This is a genomic window from Chromobacterium sp. Beijing (genome assembly GCF_021496765.1).
Lineage (GTDB): Bacteria > Pseudomonadota > Gammaproteobacteria > Burkholderiales > Chromobacteriaceae > Chromobacterium.
Window position 1 is genome coordinate 2,154,451 of sequence record NZ_CP053750.1, and the last position, 16,376, is coordinate 2,170,826.

Here is a 16,376-nt window from a genome sequence, read left to right on the forward strand (position 1 = left end):
CGGCCCCGCGCATGACATAGGCGATGCCGGATGCGTTAAACTGTCCGGCTCGCGCCGGACCGACCCCACCCGCCCGGCGCAGAATCTCGCTCAAGGAAACAATAATGCGTCTAAAAAAACTGGGACTATGCGCCGCGCTGTGCGGCATCACGCTGCTGACCGGCTGCGTCTCGCCGATCGCCAACAAAAGCGCCGACCAGGCAGCCCGCAAGATCATGCTGCAAAACTGGAACAGCAAGGGCTACAACCTGGACGCCGACATCGGCTTCGATGAGCTGAGCGTCGCCGACGTCGACAAGGCCAAGGAAGACGGCAGCACGCTGGAACAGGCCGCCGCCTCCGCCGCCGATCAAATCGCCCGCAGCATGCGCCTCAACATCAAGGCCGCGCTGGACGTGCCGGGCGGCAAGCTGGAACTGATTCCGGCGCTGCGCCTGGAGCGCCGCAACCTGCTGACCAGCGTGCAACTGCCGCTGCAATTCCACGCCAAGGACCTGTCCTTGCTGGTGGACCCGTCCGCCGCCTATCTGTTCGTGCCGGAAATGCAAGCCTACGAAGGCAAGTTCCTGCGCGTGCGGCTGCCGCAGCGCGTGGCCGACAACTTCCCGCTGCAGGCCATGTACCAGGCGATGCCGAAACTGCTGGACGAAGCCTACGCCAAGGTGGACAAGCAGGCGTTCAGCTTCCAGCCGCTGGACTCGCGCGCCGCGGAACTGGGCGCGCGCTACCGGCTGCGCATCGCCATGAACCGCGCCCAGGAAAACCAGCTGGCTTCCCACATCATCGCCGGCCTGATCCAGGTCGCGCGTCAGGAAGCCGCGCGCAAACCGCAGATCAAACCCGGCCCGCTGGGCAGCGAAAGCCTGCTGCAGATGATCGACAGCCTGATCAAGGCCTCCGAAGCCAATCCGCTGAACAGCAATACCGTCAGCGATCTTTACGTCAGCCGCGGCGGCGACCTGCTGGCCATCCGCCAGACCATACGCTTCAACAGCCCGGGCTTCCGCGGCCAGGCCCACGCCGACATCCGCTACAGCAACCAGGGCAAGCCGGTGTTCGCCTACCAGCCCGCCGAGGCCGACATCCTGGACCTGGAACGCCTGGACAAGCCGGAGTGGCTGAAATCGCTGGGCCTGGCGCTGCACGCGCTCAACCAGCCGCCGGCGGCCGACGAAGAGGCGACGGCCGCGGAAGAAACCGCCGCGCAATAATCGCTAACAAAACGGCGTCGCCGTCGACGCGCGCGCGGAAACCGCGCGCCGTCCCGGCGGTCCCATCTTGGTTACGCGGCCCGGGCCGCCCACCGCAAGGATTTCCCCGCATGAAGATGAAACTGATCTCAGCCGCAGTCGCCCTCTCCGCGCTGGCGCTGCCGGCCGCCTCCCACGCCGCCGCCATCGCCCAGCTCAAGGCCTTCGTCGCCGGCAACAAAACCCTGAGCGCCGACTTCAAGCAAGTGGTCAGCAACAAGAGCAAGCGCGAGGAAGCCAGCGGCCGGCTGGAAATCGCCCGTCCCGGCAAATTCCGCTGGGAGTACAGCAAGCCCTATGAACAATTGATCGTCGGCGACGGCAAGACGTTGTGGGTCTACGACAAGGATCTGGCGCAAGTCACCCGCAAGGCCCAGGGCGCGGCGCTGGGCTCCAGCCCGGCGGCCTTGCTGGCCGGCAACAACGCCATCGAGCGGAACTACCAGTTGCAGGAAGCCGGCAAAACCGGCGAAGTGGAGTGGCTGTCCGCCAGCCCCAAGCAGGCCGACAACAGCTTCAGCGCCATCCGCATGGGCTTCAAGGCCAATATGCTGGTGGAAATGGAGCTGACCGACAGCTTCGGCAACCACACCAAGGTCAGCTTCAGCGCGCCGCAGCAGAACCCGCCGCTGGCCGCCTCCCGCTTCGCCTTCGTGCCGCCCAAGGGCGTGGACGTGGTCAGCGGCGACTAAGCCGCCCCGCCGCCCTCCAGCCGCCTCCGGGCGGCTTTTCTTTTAGAACCTGTTCAAAGTCGCTGCGCTTCAGCGCTACGGCCTTGAAAACGTCTTCGGAGCGCTCATGTGCTTCTTGCGCACTCCGCCTCCTCAGCCGCTTTCGCCTGGTCCCGCTCTTGCTCGCGAGACGTGGGCCGATGCGGGCATCGTGCCAAAAACGCCACAAATTCTCATCGTCCTTGCTGAGCCGGCTTGACTTTATCTTATCTAAAAACATATCTTAAGATATATTTTTCAGGAGAGCCGCCATGCCTCACCGTCTCGACACCCTGCTGCGCCGCCTGGGCGGACGCAACGCGCATCATCGTCTCCACGCGATGGCCCGGCACGGCCACGGCGGCGGCCATGGCCGACACGGAGGATTCGGCGGCTTTGGCGGCGGCGACGACGAAAGCATGACCCGCGGCCGCAAATTCAGCTCCGACGAATTGCAGCTGCTGTTGCTGGCCCTGCTGGAAGAACGCCCCAGCCACGGCTACGAACTGATCAAGGCGCTGCAAAGCCGCAGCAACGGCTTTTACAGCCCCAGCCCGGGCATGGTCTACCCGGCGCTGACCTATCTGGAAGAACTGGGCCATATCTCGGTGAGCGAGGAAGGCAAGCGCAAATGCTATGCGCTGACGGAGGCCGGCCGCGACTATCTGGAACAGAACCGCGAACAAGTGGAATGGATGATGGCGCGGCTGCAGCACATCGCGCGCAAGATGAACTCGATCCGCCGCGCGCTGACCGGGGAAATGCCGCCGCCGGACGACGCCGTCGGCAGCTGGATTCCGGAACTGACCCGGGCCCGCGGCGACTTGAAGCAAGCGCTGATGCGCACCGCCAACGTCGACGAGGACGAACAACGCCGCATCGCCGCCATCCTGAGGCAAGCCTGTGAGCAAATTCTGGGCGACACCGGCTAATAAGGTGCTGACGGCCAGTTACGCACCGGCGAGAGGGATTCAGCAAGGCCTTGAAACCCGCTTTGAAACGCTTATGCGCCGTACGCGCATTCCGCTTTCTCAGCCGCAAAGTCCCCCGCTCTTGCCCGCATGGCCGTAAACAGCGTCCAAGAAGCTGTTCACGCCCCCAAGCCGCCCAGCCATGATTTCAAGACAGGATTCTCTATGACCACACCCGATCTGACCGTGCAACGCCTGCGCCACCCGCTGCGCTTCCGCCTGCTGCAAGTGCGCGCCATCCGCCCGCTCGGCCCCAAGCTGCTCCGCGTCACCCTGGGCGGCGAGGAACTGGCGGGCTTCGCCACCGCCTCCTTCGACGACCACCTCAAAGTGTTCTTCCCCGAGCATCCGGACGCCAAACCCGCGCTGCCGGCGCTGGTGGACGAAACCCTGATTTATCCGGAAGGCCAGCCGCGCCCCACCGCGCGCGACTACACCCCCTGCCGTTTCGACCCGGAGCGGCTGGAGCTGGACCTGGAGTTCGTGCTGCACGAGGCCGGCCCCGCCACCAGCTGGGCGGCTCAGGCCAAGCCCGGCCAATACCTGGGCATAGGCGGCCCGCGCGGCTCCTTGGTCATTCCGGCGGCTTTCGACTGGCACCTGCTGATCGGCGACGAGTCCGCCTTGCCGGCCATCCGCCGCCGCCTGGCCGAGCTGCCGCCCGCGGCCAAGGTCATCGCCCTGCTGCAAACCAGCGAGGCGGGCCAAAGCTGCGAACTGCCGGCCCATCCCAATGCCGACATCCGCTGGGTGCACCAAGGCGCCGACGCCGAGCCCGCGCTGCTCTCCGCGCTCAAGCCGCTGACGCTGCCGGCGGGCGAAGGCTTTGTCTGGGCCGCCGGCGAATATCACGCCATCCGCGCGGTGCGCCAATACCTGCGCGAGGAGCGCGGCATAGACAAGAGCCGCATCCGCGCCGCCAGCTACTGGCGGGAAGGCAAGGCCGCCAGCCACGAAACCCTGGAAGACTGACAGGACAAAGCCCCCGAGATGGGGGCTTTGTTCATCCGCCGGACCCGCTTAACCCAGCGGCCAATTCAATACCACGATGGAGTCGTTGTAGTCCTGGTCCGCGCCGTCTTCCGCGCCCACCAAGGCCAGGTTCAGACGATTGGCCAACACCACCTGGCTGGACACCAGGTCGGACTGCTTGCCGTTGACCGTCACCGCCACCCTTACCGCGCCGGAACCGGAGTTGATCACCCGCGTGCCCAGATTGCGGTCGTCCACGCCGCTGCCGCTAAACGTGGCTCGCGGCTCGTTGTCCACGTATACGGTGATGTTTTGCTGATAAGCCGCATTGGTCAACGCGGTCACGCCGAAGTTGATGCGCGGGGGAAGAGTGAATACGCCTTGCTGAGCCATCGTCGTTCTCCTGTAAGGGTTCAAACGCCAAACTTCTCAGAGCCTGTTTGAAGTCTCGCGGACTAGAGCGAGACAAGGCGTTGCGGCGGAAAAAGCGGCATGCACTCCTGGCACATGAGCGCTTCGAAACTGTTTTCAACACCGTATCGCCGACGCGCAGCAGTCATTGAACAGGCTCCCAGGCCGGTTTCCGCGCGCCGACGCGCAGAAGAAGCCCACCGTCTCAAGCTGCCACTGCCTCCATTACCGTAGGCAAGCGCGCCCGCGTATTCACCGGGCCCAAAGGTCAGGATAAATACGGACTATCCGAACCAGACCACGCTGAGCGGGCGCTCACAGCCCGGCATGCTATAGTTTGAAACCCTTTTGCAGCGCTTGCGCGGCCCGCTTCGGCCCCCTCTCCCACCCTCACAGATAGGACATTTGAGTTCAATAAAACAATAAATAATTAATATATTAAATTAAAAGGAAAAATGCATGTTAGATAACACCCGCCCACTTCCCGTCAATCAAAACCCGTCCACGGATTCCGGCCTGGAAGTTCACCCCATCGGCTCCCTGGAAACCATAGGCATCATCGTCGGCACCAATATCGGCGCCGGCGTGCTGGGCATTGCTTTCGCCGCCCGCAAAACGGGTTACCTGCCCTTGCTGGCCTGCCTGATCCTCACTTGCGTCATCTGCATCATCACCATGCTCTACACCGCCGAGGCCTGTTTGCGCACCCGAGGCAATCACCAGCTCAGCGGCCTGGCGCAACGCTACCTGGGCAGCATCGGCGCATGGCTGATTTTCATCGCCGTCGCCGCCAACAGCTATGGCGCGCTCACCGCTTATATGAGCGGCAGCGGCAACATCCTCGCCGATTTCTTCAATGAATACGGCCTAAGCCCGCAGCTGGGCAGCCTGTTGTTCTTCATTCCCTCCGCCTTGATTCTGTATCTGGGGCTGAAAGCCTTGGGCGCCGGCCAAAAACTGATCAGCGGCGCGATGATGACCATCGTCCTCGTCCTCATTTTCGCCACGATCTCCCATCCCTCGTCCAACGTCGCCTATCTGCTGCAAAGGGAATGGGAATACGTGATCCCGGTGTTCAATCTGGCGGTCTTCGTCTTTGGCGCGCAATTCCTGGTGCCGGAACTGGTGCGCGGCAATCAGCATCAAGCCCGTCAACTGCCGCGCCTGATCGTGGCCGGCATGCTGGCCACTTTGCTGCTGGTGGCGGCCATTCCCGCTTCGGTGATCGCACTGGTCGGCAACGACAACGTCAGCCAGGTGGCCACGCTCAACTGGGGGCGCGCCCTGGGCAATTGGGCGTATTACACCGCCAATATCTTCGCGCTGCTGGCCATGATGACCTCTTACTGGGGGCTGGGCGGCTGCCTGCTCACCAATATCTTCGACCATTTCCGTCTTGGCCCGGAAGGCCACCCCGTCAAACGCTGCCTGGTGCTGGCGGCGGTCGCGCTGCCGCCGTTTCTGTTCGCCTATTCCGGCGCCTCCAGCTTTGTCGGCGCGCTGTACTTCGCCGGCACCTTCGGCGGCGTGCTGATGGGCATCATGCCCATCATCCTGCTGAATCGGGCGCGCCGCCACGGCGAAACCGTTCCCGCCTTCCGCTGCGGTTGGTACGCCCATCCGCTGATCCAGGCCTTGATCGCGGCGACCTTCGCCGGCAGCGGCCTGTACGCCATCGCCGCCGCCATGGGCTGGCTGCCGGCTAGTTGGTAACACCCCCAAGAAAGCCCGCATATGAAACGTTCTCTCTGGCTGCAAGAAGTCTCCGCCGACCTGACCGACGGCAATGCATTGGACCGCGACTTGCACGTGGACATCGCCATCATCGGCGGCGGCTTCGTCGGCCTGTGGACCGCGCTGCAGATACTGGAAAAACGCCCGGCCACGCAAATCGCCATTGTCGAGCAGGATGTCTGCGGCGGCGGCGCTTCCGGCCGCAACGGCGGCTTCGTCATGTCCTGGTGGCCCAAGATCCGTTCTCTGAGCGCCATCTGCGGCCCGGGCGAGGCGCTGCGCCTGGTTCTGGCCTCAGAACAGGCCATCGACGATATCGACGCCTTTTGCCGCCGACACGCCATCGATGCCCACTTCCGCCGCGCCGGCTGGCTGTGGACCGCCACCACCCCGGCGCAGCACGGCGCCTGGCTTGACGTGCAGCAATTGGCGGAGCGCCTGGGGCACCCCACTTTCGTGCCGCTGCCGGCGGAGGAAGTCGCCCGCCGCAGCGGCTCGCCGCAACACCTGCAAGGCGTGATCGAGACCGGCAACGCCACCGTGCAGCCGGCCCGGCTGGCGCGCGGCCTGCGCCGCGTCGCGCTGGAAAACGGCGTGCGCATCTTCGAACACAGTCCGGTGCGGCGGATAGAACGCGGACAGCCGGCCCGGCTGATCACGCCGGGCGGCACGCTGAGCGCGGACAAAGTCGTGATCGCGAGCAATGCCTGGGCCGTTTCCGTCCCGGAGTTGGCTCGCAGCGTCCTGCCCGTCACCAGCACCCTGCTGGCTACGCCTCCCATTCCCGAGCGGCTGACGGAGATAGGCTGGACCGGCGGCGAGGCCATCACCGATTCGCAACTGCTGGTCGATTATTACCGTACCACCCGCGACCACCGCATCGTCTTTGGCAAGGGCACCGGTCGCTTTGGCTTCAACAGCCGCATCGACGCGGGCTTCGACGATGATCCGGCGCTGAACGCCTTGACCGAGAGCGACTTCCGCCGCGTCTACCCGACGCTGGCCGACGTGGCCATTGAGCACAGCTGGTCCGGCCCCATAGACCGCAGCTACGACAGCCTGCCGCTATTCGGCCGCCTGCCGGACGCGCCCCACCTCGTCTACGGCATAGGGTGGAGCGGCAACGGCGTAGGCCCCAGCCGCATCGGCGCGCAGATTCTCAGCAGCCTGGCGCTGGATCTGGACGATGCGTGGAGCCGCTGCCCGCTGGTGGGCCGCGCTGTGCGCCAATTCCCGCCGGAGCCTTTTCGTTATCTGGGCGGCAAGCTGGTCCGCGCCGCGGTGCTGCGCAAGGAGGCCGCCGAGGCCGAACGCCGCCCCGCCGCCGGCCTGGACCGCCTGCTCAGCCGGCTGGCGCCGGCCGGCCTGGAGGACAAGGGCTAGACGCCCAAATAAAAACCGCAGCCTCCCTGGCTGCGGTTTTCATGACCGGCACCGCTCTGACCGCGCTCAGTTGCGCGTCACCGCGTCCCCGGGCGCGTAAGCGCCGGCGTCTATCGGCGAATGCGCGGCGATGTACTCGCGCAGCATTTCCGCATCGACAAAGCCGGTATTGACGAAGCCCGGATGCTTGTTCATCAGCGGGTAACCGTCGCCGCCGGCGGCGATGAAGCTGTTGATCGCCATCCGGTAGGTCTTGGCCGGATCGATGGGCTGGCCGCCGATCAGCGCCTGCCGCAGCTCGCCGCCGACGATGCTCAGCTTGACGCCGGCGAACTGGCCGAAGGCGCCGGCGCCGGGCGTCATCCGCGCGGCGGCCTTCAGGTAATCCAGCGCTTCCTGGCCGTTCAGGTCCACATAGACCAGGGTGCTGCCAAAGGGATACACCTTCAGCACGTCGCGGTAGTTGATCGCGCCGGCCGGCAGCGAATCGCGGATGCCGCCGGAATTGGACACGGCGAAGTCCGCCTTGACCTTGTCCATCATCACCCGGCCGACGAAGACGCCCAGATTGGTGGGCTGGCTGCGCACCACGCCGCGGTCGCCGTCCAGCTTGGCGCTGGTCCGCCCCACCGGCACATCCAGCGCCGCCTGGCCCTTGTTCTGATAACTTTGCAGGAAGTTGCGCAGCTTGCCGTCTTCCTCGATCAGCTGGGTGTACGGCACTTTCTGATCCTTGCCGTCCGCGCCCTTGACGCTTTTCTTCAGATTGACCGGAATCAGCTGGTATTTGGAGAGCTTGAGCTTGCCGTTGCGGAACTCGAAATCGGCGCGGCCCACGTATTTGCCCCACTCGTGCGCCTGCACGATCCAGGCGCCGTTCTGGCGGTCCGGCGCGCAAGGCGCGCCCGGCACATAGGCGTCGTCGCGCTGGTTTTCCGCCTTCATGCACACCGGGTTCTGGCTGTGGCCGCCCACGATCAGGTCCAGCCCCGTCACCGCGCGCGCCATCTCCACGTCGCCCGGCGCGTTCACGCCGTGCTGGCCGTCGGTGTAATGGCCCATATGGGTGGCGGCGATGACGATGTCGGCCTGCTGCCGCAGCTCGGGCACCAGCTTGCCGGCCTCGGCGATGGGGCTGCGGAACTCGATGCCCTTGACCTGCTCCGGGTTCACCATCTTGGCGGTGTCGTCGGTGGTCAGGCCCAGCACCGCCACCCTCACCCCGCCCAGATTGAACATCGCGTACGGGTCGAACATTCGCTTGCCGTCCTGGTAGATGTTGGCGGACAGCATGGGGAAGTTGATCCACTGGCGCTGTTTCATCAACACCGGCACCGGCTTGTCGAACTCGTGGTTGCCCACCGCCATCGCGTCGTAGCCTATGCGGCTCATGCCGCGGAAATCCGGCTCCGCGTCCTGCAGATCGGACTCCGGCACCCCGGTATTGATGTCGCCGCCGGACAGCAGCAGCATATAGCCGCCGTCGGCCTTGACCTCGGCGCGCACCTGGTCCACCAGGGTCTTCTGCGCGGCCAGGCCGTATTCGCCGTCGCTATTGGGCCAGAAACGGCCGTGGTGGTCGTTGGTGTGCAGGATGGTGATCTTGTAAGTCTTGTCTTCGACATAATTGCCCTTGCCGGGCGTGGCGGCGCAGGCGGAGAGCAGGCCGGTGGCCAGCAGGGACAGGGCAAGCGGTTTCACGGATAGTTTCATCGTTGATCCTTGGTTTTTATTGGAATACATGCACGCCGCAAAAATGGCGGACCCGCGGGCCCGCCATTGCTGAAAGTCATTCCCTCGCCGGACGCGCACAGCTTCCGGCCGGGCGTCCAAGCTTATTTGCTCCAGCTGTCCTTCAGGCCCACACTGCGGTTGAACACCGCCTTGACCCCGGCTGATGCTCGTAACGGTCGGTGACGAAATAACCCAGGCGTTCAAACTGGAAGCGGGACTCCGGCGCTGCCTGCAGCACCGAGGCCTCGACATAGGTCGGCACCAGCTTCAGCGATTCCGGGTTCAAGAACTGGCGGAAGTCCAGATATTCGCCGTCCTCGCCGCGCACCGCGTCCGGACGCGGCTCGGTGAACAGGCGCTCGTACCAGCGCACATCGGCCTCAATCGCGTGCTCGGCGGACACCCAGTGGATCACGCCCTTGACCTTGCGGCCTTCCGGGTTCTTGCCCAGCGTGTCGTGGTCGATGCTGCACTTGAGTTCCACCACCTTGCCGGCCGCGTCCTTGACCACTTCCTCGCACTTGATCACGTAGGAGTAACGCAGGCGCACTTCGCCGCCAACGGTCAGGCGCTGCCACTTGGGCGGCGGCACTTCGGCGAAGTCGTCCTGCTCAATCCAGATCTCGCGGGCGATCGGCACTTCGCGCTCGCCGAACTCAGGATGATGCGGATGGAAGGGCGCGCTGCGGCTGGCGGTGACGGCGGCGTCGTAATTGCTCAGCGTCACTTTCAGCGGATTCACCACCGCCATCACGCGCGGCGAATCGTTTTCCAGCGTCTCGCGCACCGCGCCTTCCAGAATGGTCATGTCGATAATGTTTTCGCTCTTGGACACGCCGATGCGTTGAGCGAACAGCTTGATGCCGGCCGGGCTGTAGCCGCGGCGGCGCATGCCGGCCACGGTAGGCATGCGCGGATCGTCCCAGCCGCTCACCGCGCCCTCGTTGACCAGCGCCAGCAGCTTGCGCTTGGAGGTCAGCGTATACAGCAGTTCCAGGCGCGACGATTCATACTGGCGCGGATGGCAGCCGATGCTGATATTGTCCAGCACCCAGTCGTACAAGGGACGATGGTCTTCGAACTCCAGCGTGCACAAGGAGTGGGTGATGCCTTCGATAGCGTCCGAAATGCAATGGGTGTAGTCGTACATCGGGTAGATGCACCACTTGTCGCCGGTGCGGTGATGATGCGCGCGGCGGATGCGGTAGATGGCCGGATCGCGCAGATTGATGTTGCCGGAAGACATGTCTATCTTCAGGCGCAACGTCTTGCTGCCGTCCGGAAACTCGCCGTTCTTCATGCGGGAGAACAGGTCCAGGTTCTCCTCCACGCTGCGCTCGCGGTAGGGGCTATTCTTGCCCGGCTCGGTCAGGCTGCCGCGGTACTGGCGCATTTCCTCGGCGGACAGATCGTCCACATAGGCCTTGCCGGCCTGGATCAGCTCCACCGCATAACCGTACAGGCGGTCGAAGTAGTCGGAAGCGAAGCGCACGTCGCCGTCCCACTTGAAACCCATCCAGCTGATGTCGTCGATGAAGGACTGCACGTACTCCGGCGATTCTTTCTCCGGATTGGTGTCGTCCATGCGCAGATTGCACTTGCCCTGGTAGTCCTCGGCCAGGCCGAAGTTCAGGCAAATGGCCTTGGCGTGGCCGATATGGGCGAAGCCGTTGGGTTCCGGCGGGAAGCGGGTGACGATGCTGCTGTGCTTGCCGGAGGCCAGGTCCTCGTCAATGATGTTGCGGATGAAGTTGCTGACAACCGGCGCGTTGTTTTCCGTGCTCATTGTTTTGTGCGGTGCGAGTTTATGACTAATCGAAGATTGTAACCGATTTCGCCCCCGCTGGGAGCGGGCCGGCCTCGCCCGCCCCGCCTTTGGCCGCCTTACAACAAAGCCCGGCCCGACAACTGCTCCAGCAAGGCCAGCGGCGACTGCTGTGGCTGGGCCATCTCCGCCACCGGCAGCCAGAAAGTCTGCTCCAGCATGAACTGGCCTGACATCACCGCATGCGACGCGTGATCCGAGAAACAGACCCAGGCGCAACCGGGCGGAAACGGCATGGTTTCCTGCGGACATTGGCGCTGATAATCCAGGTCCGCCTTCATCGCGTCGTGCAGATGCAGCATGATGTGATCGTAAGCGCTGCGCTTGCGCTTGGTGATCCTCAAGCCCGCCAGCAAGGCCGCCGAACCCGGCCACTGCCGCGGCACCCGCGGCAACATGCGCCGCGCCATATCGGTGAACGGTTCGCCCACCCGCCACACCCGGGGCTCGCCATCGGGATTGATATTGCAGAACACCCGCAGAATGCGTTCGCCGTAATTGGGACGGGACGGAAACGCGTCAACATGCAGCCGGCTATCGTCCTTGCGCCAGGACGTCCGACGGTCCTCCACCCTCATCAGCCGCAGGCTGGTGGGCGCCGCGCGCAGCTTGCCCTGATATTCCGGCAACAAACGCGCGGCCAGATCCGCGGCGGCCCGCTGGTAGCGCGCGATCAAGCCGCGCACCTCCGCCTCCCGTTCCGCGCCGCCCACCACGCCGTGCAAGGCGCCGTTGTCCGGCTCCAGGCTGATGTTCTTGCGTTTGGGATCGGCGACGGCCGGGTCCAGCAAGCGGCCCTCCTCGGCCAGCAGCTTGAAATCGAAGCTGGGCAGATACAAGACCTTGCCCTGCTCCAACTCATCCACATAGCGGCCTTGCGCCGCGCCGTCCACCCATACGATCTGGCTCGTCATCTGAGCTCCTAGCTGAAACAATGATTTCCACGCGGCAAGGAGCGGCTGACAAAGCCGACTGGCCCGAGGCCAGACCCGCTTTACAAGTCGCTCACCCTCGGCCGCGTCTATAGAACCTGTCCAAAGTCCCGCAAGCGCGCGCGAGACATAACTTGGCGAAAATCGCTGAGAAAGCGGCATGCGCTCGTGACACGGGAGCATGTCGCATGCGGCGCTCACCGTGCCGCGTCTCACGGAAGCGCAACAGACTTTGAACAGGCCCTAAGCGGCCGCCCCGCCCCGCCAAGCCGTTTACCGGCCCTGCAAGCGGGCCGCTAGGATACGCCTGCGGCCGGGGAATGTCATGCGGGAACCCCGGCGCCCCGTTCCTGCGGCCAGGGCGCGCAGCGCCTTGATTTTGATGGGCAAAACCGTCCTTGCGGCAAAACCCTACTGCAACCAAGGCAATTTCCAATAAAAAACAAGCGCTTAATCCACAAGCAAGCGGCAACTATGGCATAATAGCGGGTTGCCTGAACTTCAGCCTTTTGCCAGCATGACGACCGCACACGCCGCCAAACCGATCACCTCCTACCGCAAGTACTGGGCCAGCCGCTTCGGCGCCGCCCCGTTCCTGCCGATGACCCGCGCCGAAATGGAGCAGCTGGGTTGGGACTCCTGTGACATCATCCTGATCACCGGCGACGGTTATATCGACCACCCCAGCTTCGGCATGGCGCTGGTGGGCCGGCTGCTGGAAGACCAGGGCTTCCGCGTGGGCATCATCGCCCAGCCGGATTGGCACTCCGCGGACGCCTTCCGCGAACTGGGCAAGCCCAATCTGTTCTTCGGCGTCACCGCCGGCAATATGGACTCCATGATCAACCGCTACACCGCGGACCGCCGCCCGCGCTCGGACGACGCCTACACCCCGCACGCCGCGGCCAACAAGCGCCCGGACCGCGCCGTCACCGTCTACGCCCAGCGCTGCCGCGAAGCCTATCCCGGCGTGGGCGTGATGGTGGGCAGCATCGAGGCCAGCCTGCGCCGCATCGCCCACTACGACTACTGGAGCGAGAAAGTGCGCCCGTCGGTGCTGATCAACTCCAAGGCCGACCTGCTGCTGTACGGCAACGCCGAACGCGCGCTGGTGGAAGTGGCGCACCGCGCCGCCAGGGGCGAGAAGCTGAGCGAGATCCGCGATGTGCGCGGCACCGCCTTCATCGTGCCGCACGGCTGGCGCCCGGATGAAGAATGGCAGGAAATGGATTCCAGCGTGGTGGACCTGCCGGGCAAGGTGGACGTCCACCTCAACCCCTACCAGGAAATCCCGGAACAGGCGGCCGAAGCCACCAAGGACCAGGACCCGTCCAAGCCGCAGGTGATCCGCATCGAATCCCGCGAAGAGCGCCTGGCCAAGCGCCGCGCCGAACGCGCCAAGACTGTGATCCGCATCCCGGCCTACGAGGCCGTGGCCCACGACCCGGTGCTGTACGCCCACGCCAGCCGCACCCTGCACCTGGAATCCAACCCCGGCAACGCCCGCGCGCTGGTGCAGATGCACGGCGAGCGCGACGTGTGGCTGACCCCGCCGCCCATTCCGCTCTCCACCGAGGAAATGGACCACGTCTACGGCCTGCCCTACGCCCGCAACCCGCACCCCAGCTACGGCGACGCCAATATCCCGGCCTGGGAAATGATCAAGTACTCGGTCAACATCATGCGCGGCTGTTTCGGCGGCTGTACCTTCTGCTCCATCACCGAGCACGAAGGCCGCATCATCCAGAGCCGTTCCGAGGAGTCCATCCTCAAGGAAATCGAGGAAATCCGCGACAAGACCCCGGGCTTCACCGGCCATATCTCGGACCTGGGCGGCCCGACCGCGAATATGTACCGCCTCTCCTGCAAGGACCCGAAGATCGAGCGCTCCTGTAGGAAGCTGTCCTGCGTGTTCCCGGACATCTGCGAAAACCTGAACACCGACCACAGCCACCTGATCCAGCTTTACCGCAAGGCGCGCGCGCTGCCGGGCGTGAAGAAGATCAACATCCAGTCCGGCCTGCGCTACGACCTGGCCGTGCGCTCGCCCGAATACATCAAGGAACTGGTGCAGCACCATGTGGGCGGCTATCTGAAGATCGCCCCGGAACACACCGAGGACGGTCCGCTGTCCATGATGATGAAGCCGGGCATGGGCGCGTACGACAAGTTCAAGGAACTGTTCGAACGCTTCAGCCGCCAGGCCGGCAAGGAACAGTATCTGATCCCCTACTTCATCGCCGCCCACCCTGGCACCAGCGACGAAGACATGATGAACCTGGCGCTGTGGCTGAAGAAGAACAACTTCCGCCTGGATCAGGTGCAAACCTTCACCCCCACGCCGATGGCGATGGCCACCACCATGTGGCACACCCGCCGCAATCCGCTCAAGCGCCTGTCGCGCAGCTCGGAAAAAGTGGACGTGGTGCGCGACGGCTACCGCCGCAAACTGCACAAGGCCTTCCTGCGCTACCACCACCCGGACAACTGGCAGATCCTCCACGACGCGCTGATTCAGATGGGCCGCAGCGACCTGATCGGCCACAGCAAGCACTGCCTGATTCCGCCGACGCCGCCGGGCGACAAGGCCGCCGCCGTGCGCCACCGCATGGGTGCGCCGCTGTCGCGCAACAAGGCCCCAGGCCAGCGCGCCACCGCTCCCGCCGGTCACGGACAGCGCGGCAAGCCCGCGCAGGCCAAAGCCATGGCCAAGCCCGGCGCCGGCCAAGCGCCGGCCGGACGCGGCAAGCCCGCGAAACCCGGCAGCAAACCGGCCGGCAAGGGCCGCAGTCGTTAAATCCAGCCGCCCACGGGCGGCTTTTTGCCGGCCGGCGGCCGGGCACTTTGCCCCGCCGCCGGCGTCTCAATCCCATACCCCGCCCAGCGAGCCCGCCATGATCCACATCGACTTCGACCACAGCTACGCCCGCGACCTGCCCGACGCCTGCGCGCCGGTGCAGCCAGAACGCCCGCCCGCGCCGGCCCTGCTGTACTGGAACGCCGAACTGACGCAAGAGCTGGGCCTGGACAGCGGCCAGGCCGACGCCGCCGAACTGGCCGCCGCCTTCTCCGGCGCCGCCTTGCCGGCTGGCGCCAAGCCGGTGGCCCAAGCCTATGCCGGCCACCAGTTCGGCGGCCTGTCGCCGTCGCTGGGCGACGGCCGCGCGCTGCTGCTGGGCGAAGTCATCGACCGCAACGGCCAACGCCGCGACATCGCCTTCAAGGGCAGCGGCCGCACCCCCTTCTCCCGCCGCGGCGACGGCAAGGCCGCGGTGGGGCCGATGCTGCGCGAACTGATCATCGGCGAAGCCATGCACGCGCTCGCCATCCCCAGCACCCGCGCGCTGGCCGTGACCGCCACCGGCGAAACCGTCTACCGCGAACAAGCGCTGCCCGGCGCGGTGCTGACCCGCGTCGCCGCCAGCCATCTGCGCGTCGGCACCTTCCAGTACTTCGCCCTCCGCGGCGAACGCGACATGCTGCGCCAGGTGGCCGACTACACCCTGGCGCGCCACTACCCCGAACTGGCCGGCGCCGAGCAGTCCTATCTGGCGCTGCTGCAAGCGGTGGCGGAACGCCAGGCGGAACTGATCGCCCGCTGGATGCACGCCGGCTTCATCCACGGCGTGATGAACACCGACAATATGGCGCTCAGCGGCGAAACCATAGACTACGGCCCCTGCGCCTTCATGGACGTCCACCACCCGTCCACCGTGTTCAGCTCCATCGACAGCGGCGGCCGCTACGCCTACGGCAACCAGCCGGCCATCGCCCAATGGAACCTGGCCCGGCTGGCGGAAACCCTGCTGCCGCTGCTGGACCCGGACGAGCCCAAGAACGCGGTGCCGGCGGCCACCGCCGTCATCGAAGACTTCGCCGAGCGCTACCAGGCCCACTGGCTGCGACAGGCGCGCCGCAAACTGGGCCTGAGCCAGGCGCAGGACATCGACCAGGAGCTGGCCGAAGACTGGCTTGCGCTGCTGGCGCGCCAGAACGCCGACCACACTCTGGCCTGGCGCCGGCTGGCCGACGCCGCCGAAGGCCAAGACCAGGCACTGACTCAGCTCTTCAACGACCCGGCCGCCGCCGCGCCCTGGCTGGCGCGCTGGCGCCAGCGGCTGGACGCCGAACCGCAAGCCGCCGCCGAACGCGCCGCCGCGCTGCGCCAGGCCAACCCGCTCTACATCCCGCGCAACCACCTGGTGGAAGAAGCGCTGGCCGCCGCCAGCGACCACGGCGACATGGGCCCGACGCTGGCGCTGCTGGACGCGCTGCGTCAACCGTTCACCGAACGCGCCGGCCTGGAGCGCTACACGCTGCCGGCCGCGCCGGAAGTGGCGCAGGGGTATCGGACCTTCTGCGGCACCTAGCAAGAAAGAACTGCTAGCAAACTCCTAATGTCACGTTCCACCAACGTGCCGTATTCAATGTACTACCTGCATCAGCACGCCTTG

The 16,376-nt window shown here is 65.3% G+C and carries 11 protein-coding genes and 1 pseudogene; 8 read left to right on the forward strand and 4 right to left on the reverse strand.

Going from position 1 to position 16,376, the window contains the following annotated elements:
* Positions 1 to 104: 104 nt before the first annotated feature.
* The 4 genes from HQN78_RS10000 to HQN78_RS10015 all read left to right on the forward strand — a co-directional run bounded on the left by HQN78_RS10000 (position 105) and on the right by HQN78_RS10015 (position 3,903).
* Entirely contained in the window at positions 105 to 1,211 is a 1,107-nt protein-coding gene (locus HQN78_RS10000) for a hypothetical protein (RefSeq protein WP_235089302.1), read from the forward strand.
* Between the two features lie 110 nt (positions 1,212 to 1,321).
* Complete coding sequence (lolA, locus tag HQN78_RS10005) at positions 1,322 to 1,942, forward strand: outer membrane lipoprotein chaperone LolA (protein WP_235089304.1); 621 nt, start codon at positions 1,322 to 1,324, stop codon at positions 1,940 to 1,942.
* Between the two features lie 290 nt (positions 1,943 to 2,232).
* Positions 2,233 to 2,892: a PadR family transcriptional regulator gene (locus HQN78_RS10010; RefSeq protein ID WP_107800173.1), complete on the forward strand. Its 660-nt coding sequence runs from the start codon at positions 2,233 to 2,235 to the stop codon at positions 2,890 to 2,892.
* 204 nt (positions 2,893 to 3,096) lie between these two features.
* Positions 3,097 to 3,903 (forward strand): siderophore-interacting protein, encoded by an 807-nt coding sequence (locus tag HQN78_RS10015; protein WP_227103957.1) that lies wholly within the window; start codon positions 3,097 to 3,099, stop codon positions 3,901 to 3,903.
* Between the two features lie 48 nt (positions 3,904 to 3,951).
* Here HQN78_RS10015 and HQN78_RS10020 read toward each other — a convergent pair whose 3' ends face one another.
* Positions 3,952 to 4,296 (reverse strand): fucose-binding lectin II, encoded by a 345-nt coding sequence (locus HQN78_RS10020; RefSeq protein WP_107800175.1) that lies wholly within the window; start codon positions 4,294 to 4,296, stop codon positions 3,952 to 3,954.
* 477 nt (positions 4,297 to 4,773) lie between these two features.
* Here HQN78_RS10020 and HQN78_RS10025 point away from each other — a divergent pair, with 477 nt between their 5' ends.
* Both HQN78_RS10025 and HQN78_RS10030 read left to right on the forward strand, forming a co-directional pair.
* A complete protein-coding gene (locus HQN78_RS10025; RefSeq protein ID WP_235089307.1) occupies positions 4,774 to 6,027 on the forward strand; it encodes an amino acid permease in 1,254 nt (417 codons plus the stop codon).
* Between the two features lie 21 nt (positions 6,028 to 6,048).
* The gene (locus HQN78_RS10030; RefSeq protein WP_235089309.1) at positions 6,049 to 7,431 is read left to right on the forward strand and encodes an FAD-binding oxidoreductase; all 1,383 of its coding nucleotides are present in this window, start codon (positions 6,049 to 6,051) and stop codon (positions 7,429 to 7,431) included.
* 66 nt (positions 7,432 to 7,497) lie between these two features.
* Here the strand turns inward: HQN78_RS10030 and ushA are convergent, their stop codons facing one another.
* The 3 genes and pseudogenes from ushA to HQN78_RS10045 all read right to left on the reverse strand — a co-directional run bounded on the left by ushA (position 7,498) and on the right by HQN78_RS10045 (position 11,904).
* On the reverse strand, positions 7,498 to 9,144 hold the full coding sequence (gene ushA / locus HQN78_RS10035; RefSeq protein ID WP_235089313.1) for a bifunctional UDP-sugar hydrolase/5'-nucleotidase UshA: 1,647 nt from the start codon (positions 9,142 to 9,144) through the stop codon (positions 7,498 to 7,500).
* A 122-nt stretch (positions 9,145 to 9,266) separates the two neighbouring features.
* Positions 9,267 to 10,951, reverse strand: a pseudogene (locus tag HQN78_RS10040) (glutamine--tRNA ligase/YqeY domain fusion protein).
* 98 nt (positions 10,952 to 11,049) lie between these two features.
* A complete protein-coding gene (locus HQN78_RS10045; protein ID WP_107800180.1) occupies positions 11,050 to 11,904 on the reverse strand; it encodes a Kdo hydroxylase family protein in 855 nt (284 codons plus the stop codon).
* Between the two features lie 535 nt (positions 11,905 to 12,439).
* Here HQN78_RS10045 and HQN78_RS10050 point away from each other — a divergent pair.
* Positions 12,440 to 14,719 carry a YgiQ family radical SAM protein gene (locus HQN78_RS10050; protein WP_107800181.1) on the forward strand — a complete coding sequence of 760 codons (2,280 nt, stop codon included), beginning with the start codon at positions 12,440 to 12,442 and terminating at the stop codon, positions 14,717 to 14,719.
* Positions 14,720 to 14,816: 97 nt separating this feature from the next.
* Positions 14,817 to 16,292 carry a YdiU family protein gene (locus HQN78_RS10055; RefSeq protein WP_235089314.1) on the forward strand — a complete coding sequence of 492 codons (1,476 nt, stop codon included), beginning with the start codon at positions 14,817 to 14,819 and terminating at the stop codon, positions 16,290 to 16,292.
* The last annotated feature ends 84 nt before the right edge of the window (positions 16,293 to 16,376 follow it).

What these genes read in the sequence shown, in the direction of transcription:
- HQN78_RS10000 (WP_235089302.1), top strand. Translation starts at nt 105, where the DNA reads ATGCGTCTAAAAAAACTGGGACTATGCGCCGCGCTGTGCGGCATCACG.
- lolA (WP_235089304.1), top strand. Translation starts at nt 1,322, where the DNA reads ATGAAGATGAAACTGATCTCAGCCGCAGTCGCCCTCTCCGCGCTGGCG.
- HQN78_RS10010 (WP_107800173.1), top strand. Translation starts at nt 2,233, where the DNA reads ATGCCTCACCGTCTCGACACCCTGCTGCGCCGCCTGGGCGGACGCAAC.
- HQN78_RS10015 (WP_227103957.1), top strand. Translation starts at nt 3,097, where the DNA reads ATGACCACACCCGATCTGACCGTGCAACGCCTGCGCCACCCGCTGCGC.
- HQN78_RS10020 (WP_107800175.1), bottom strand. Translation starts at nt 4,296, where the DNA reads ATGGCTCAGCAAGGCGTATTCACTCTTCCCCCGCGCATCAACTTCGGC.
- HQN78_RS10025 (WP_235089307.1), top strand. Translation starts at nt 4,774, where the DNA reads ATGTTAGATAACACCCGCCCACTTCCCGTCAATCAAAACCCGTCCACG.
- HQN78_RS10030 (WP_235089309.1), top strand. Translation starts at nt 6,049, where the DNA reads ATGAAACGTTCTCTCTGGCTGCAAGAAGTCTCCGCCGACCTGACCGAC.
- ushA (WP_235089313.1), bottom strand. Translation starts at nt 9,144, where the DNA reads ATGAAACTATCCGTGAAACCGCTTGCCCTGTCCCTGCTGGCCACCGGC.
- HQN78_RS10045 (WP_107800180.1), bottom strand. Translation starts at nt 11,904, where the DNA reads ATGACGAGCCAGATCGTATGGGTGGACGGCGCGGCGCAAGGCCGCTAT.
- HQN78_RS10050 (WP_107800181.1), top strand. Translation starts at nt 12,440, where the DNA reads ATGACGACCGCACACGCCGCCAAACCGATCACCTCCTACCGCAAGTAC.
- HQN78_RS10055 (WP_235089314.1), top strand. Translation starts at nt 14,817, where the DNA reads ATGATCCACATCGACTTCGACCACAGCTACGCCCGCGACCTGCCCGAC.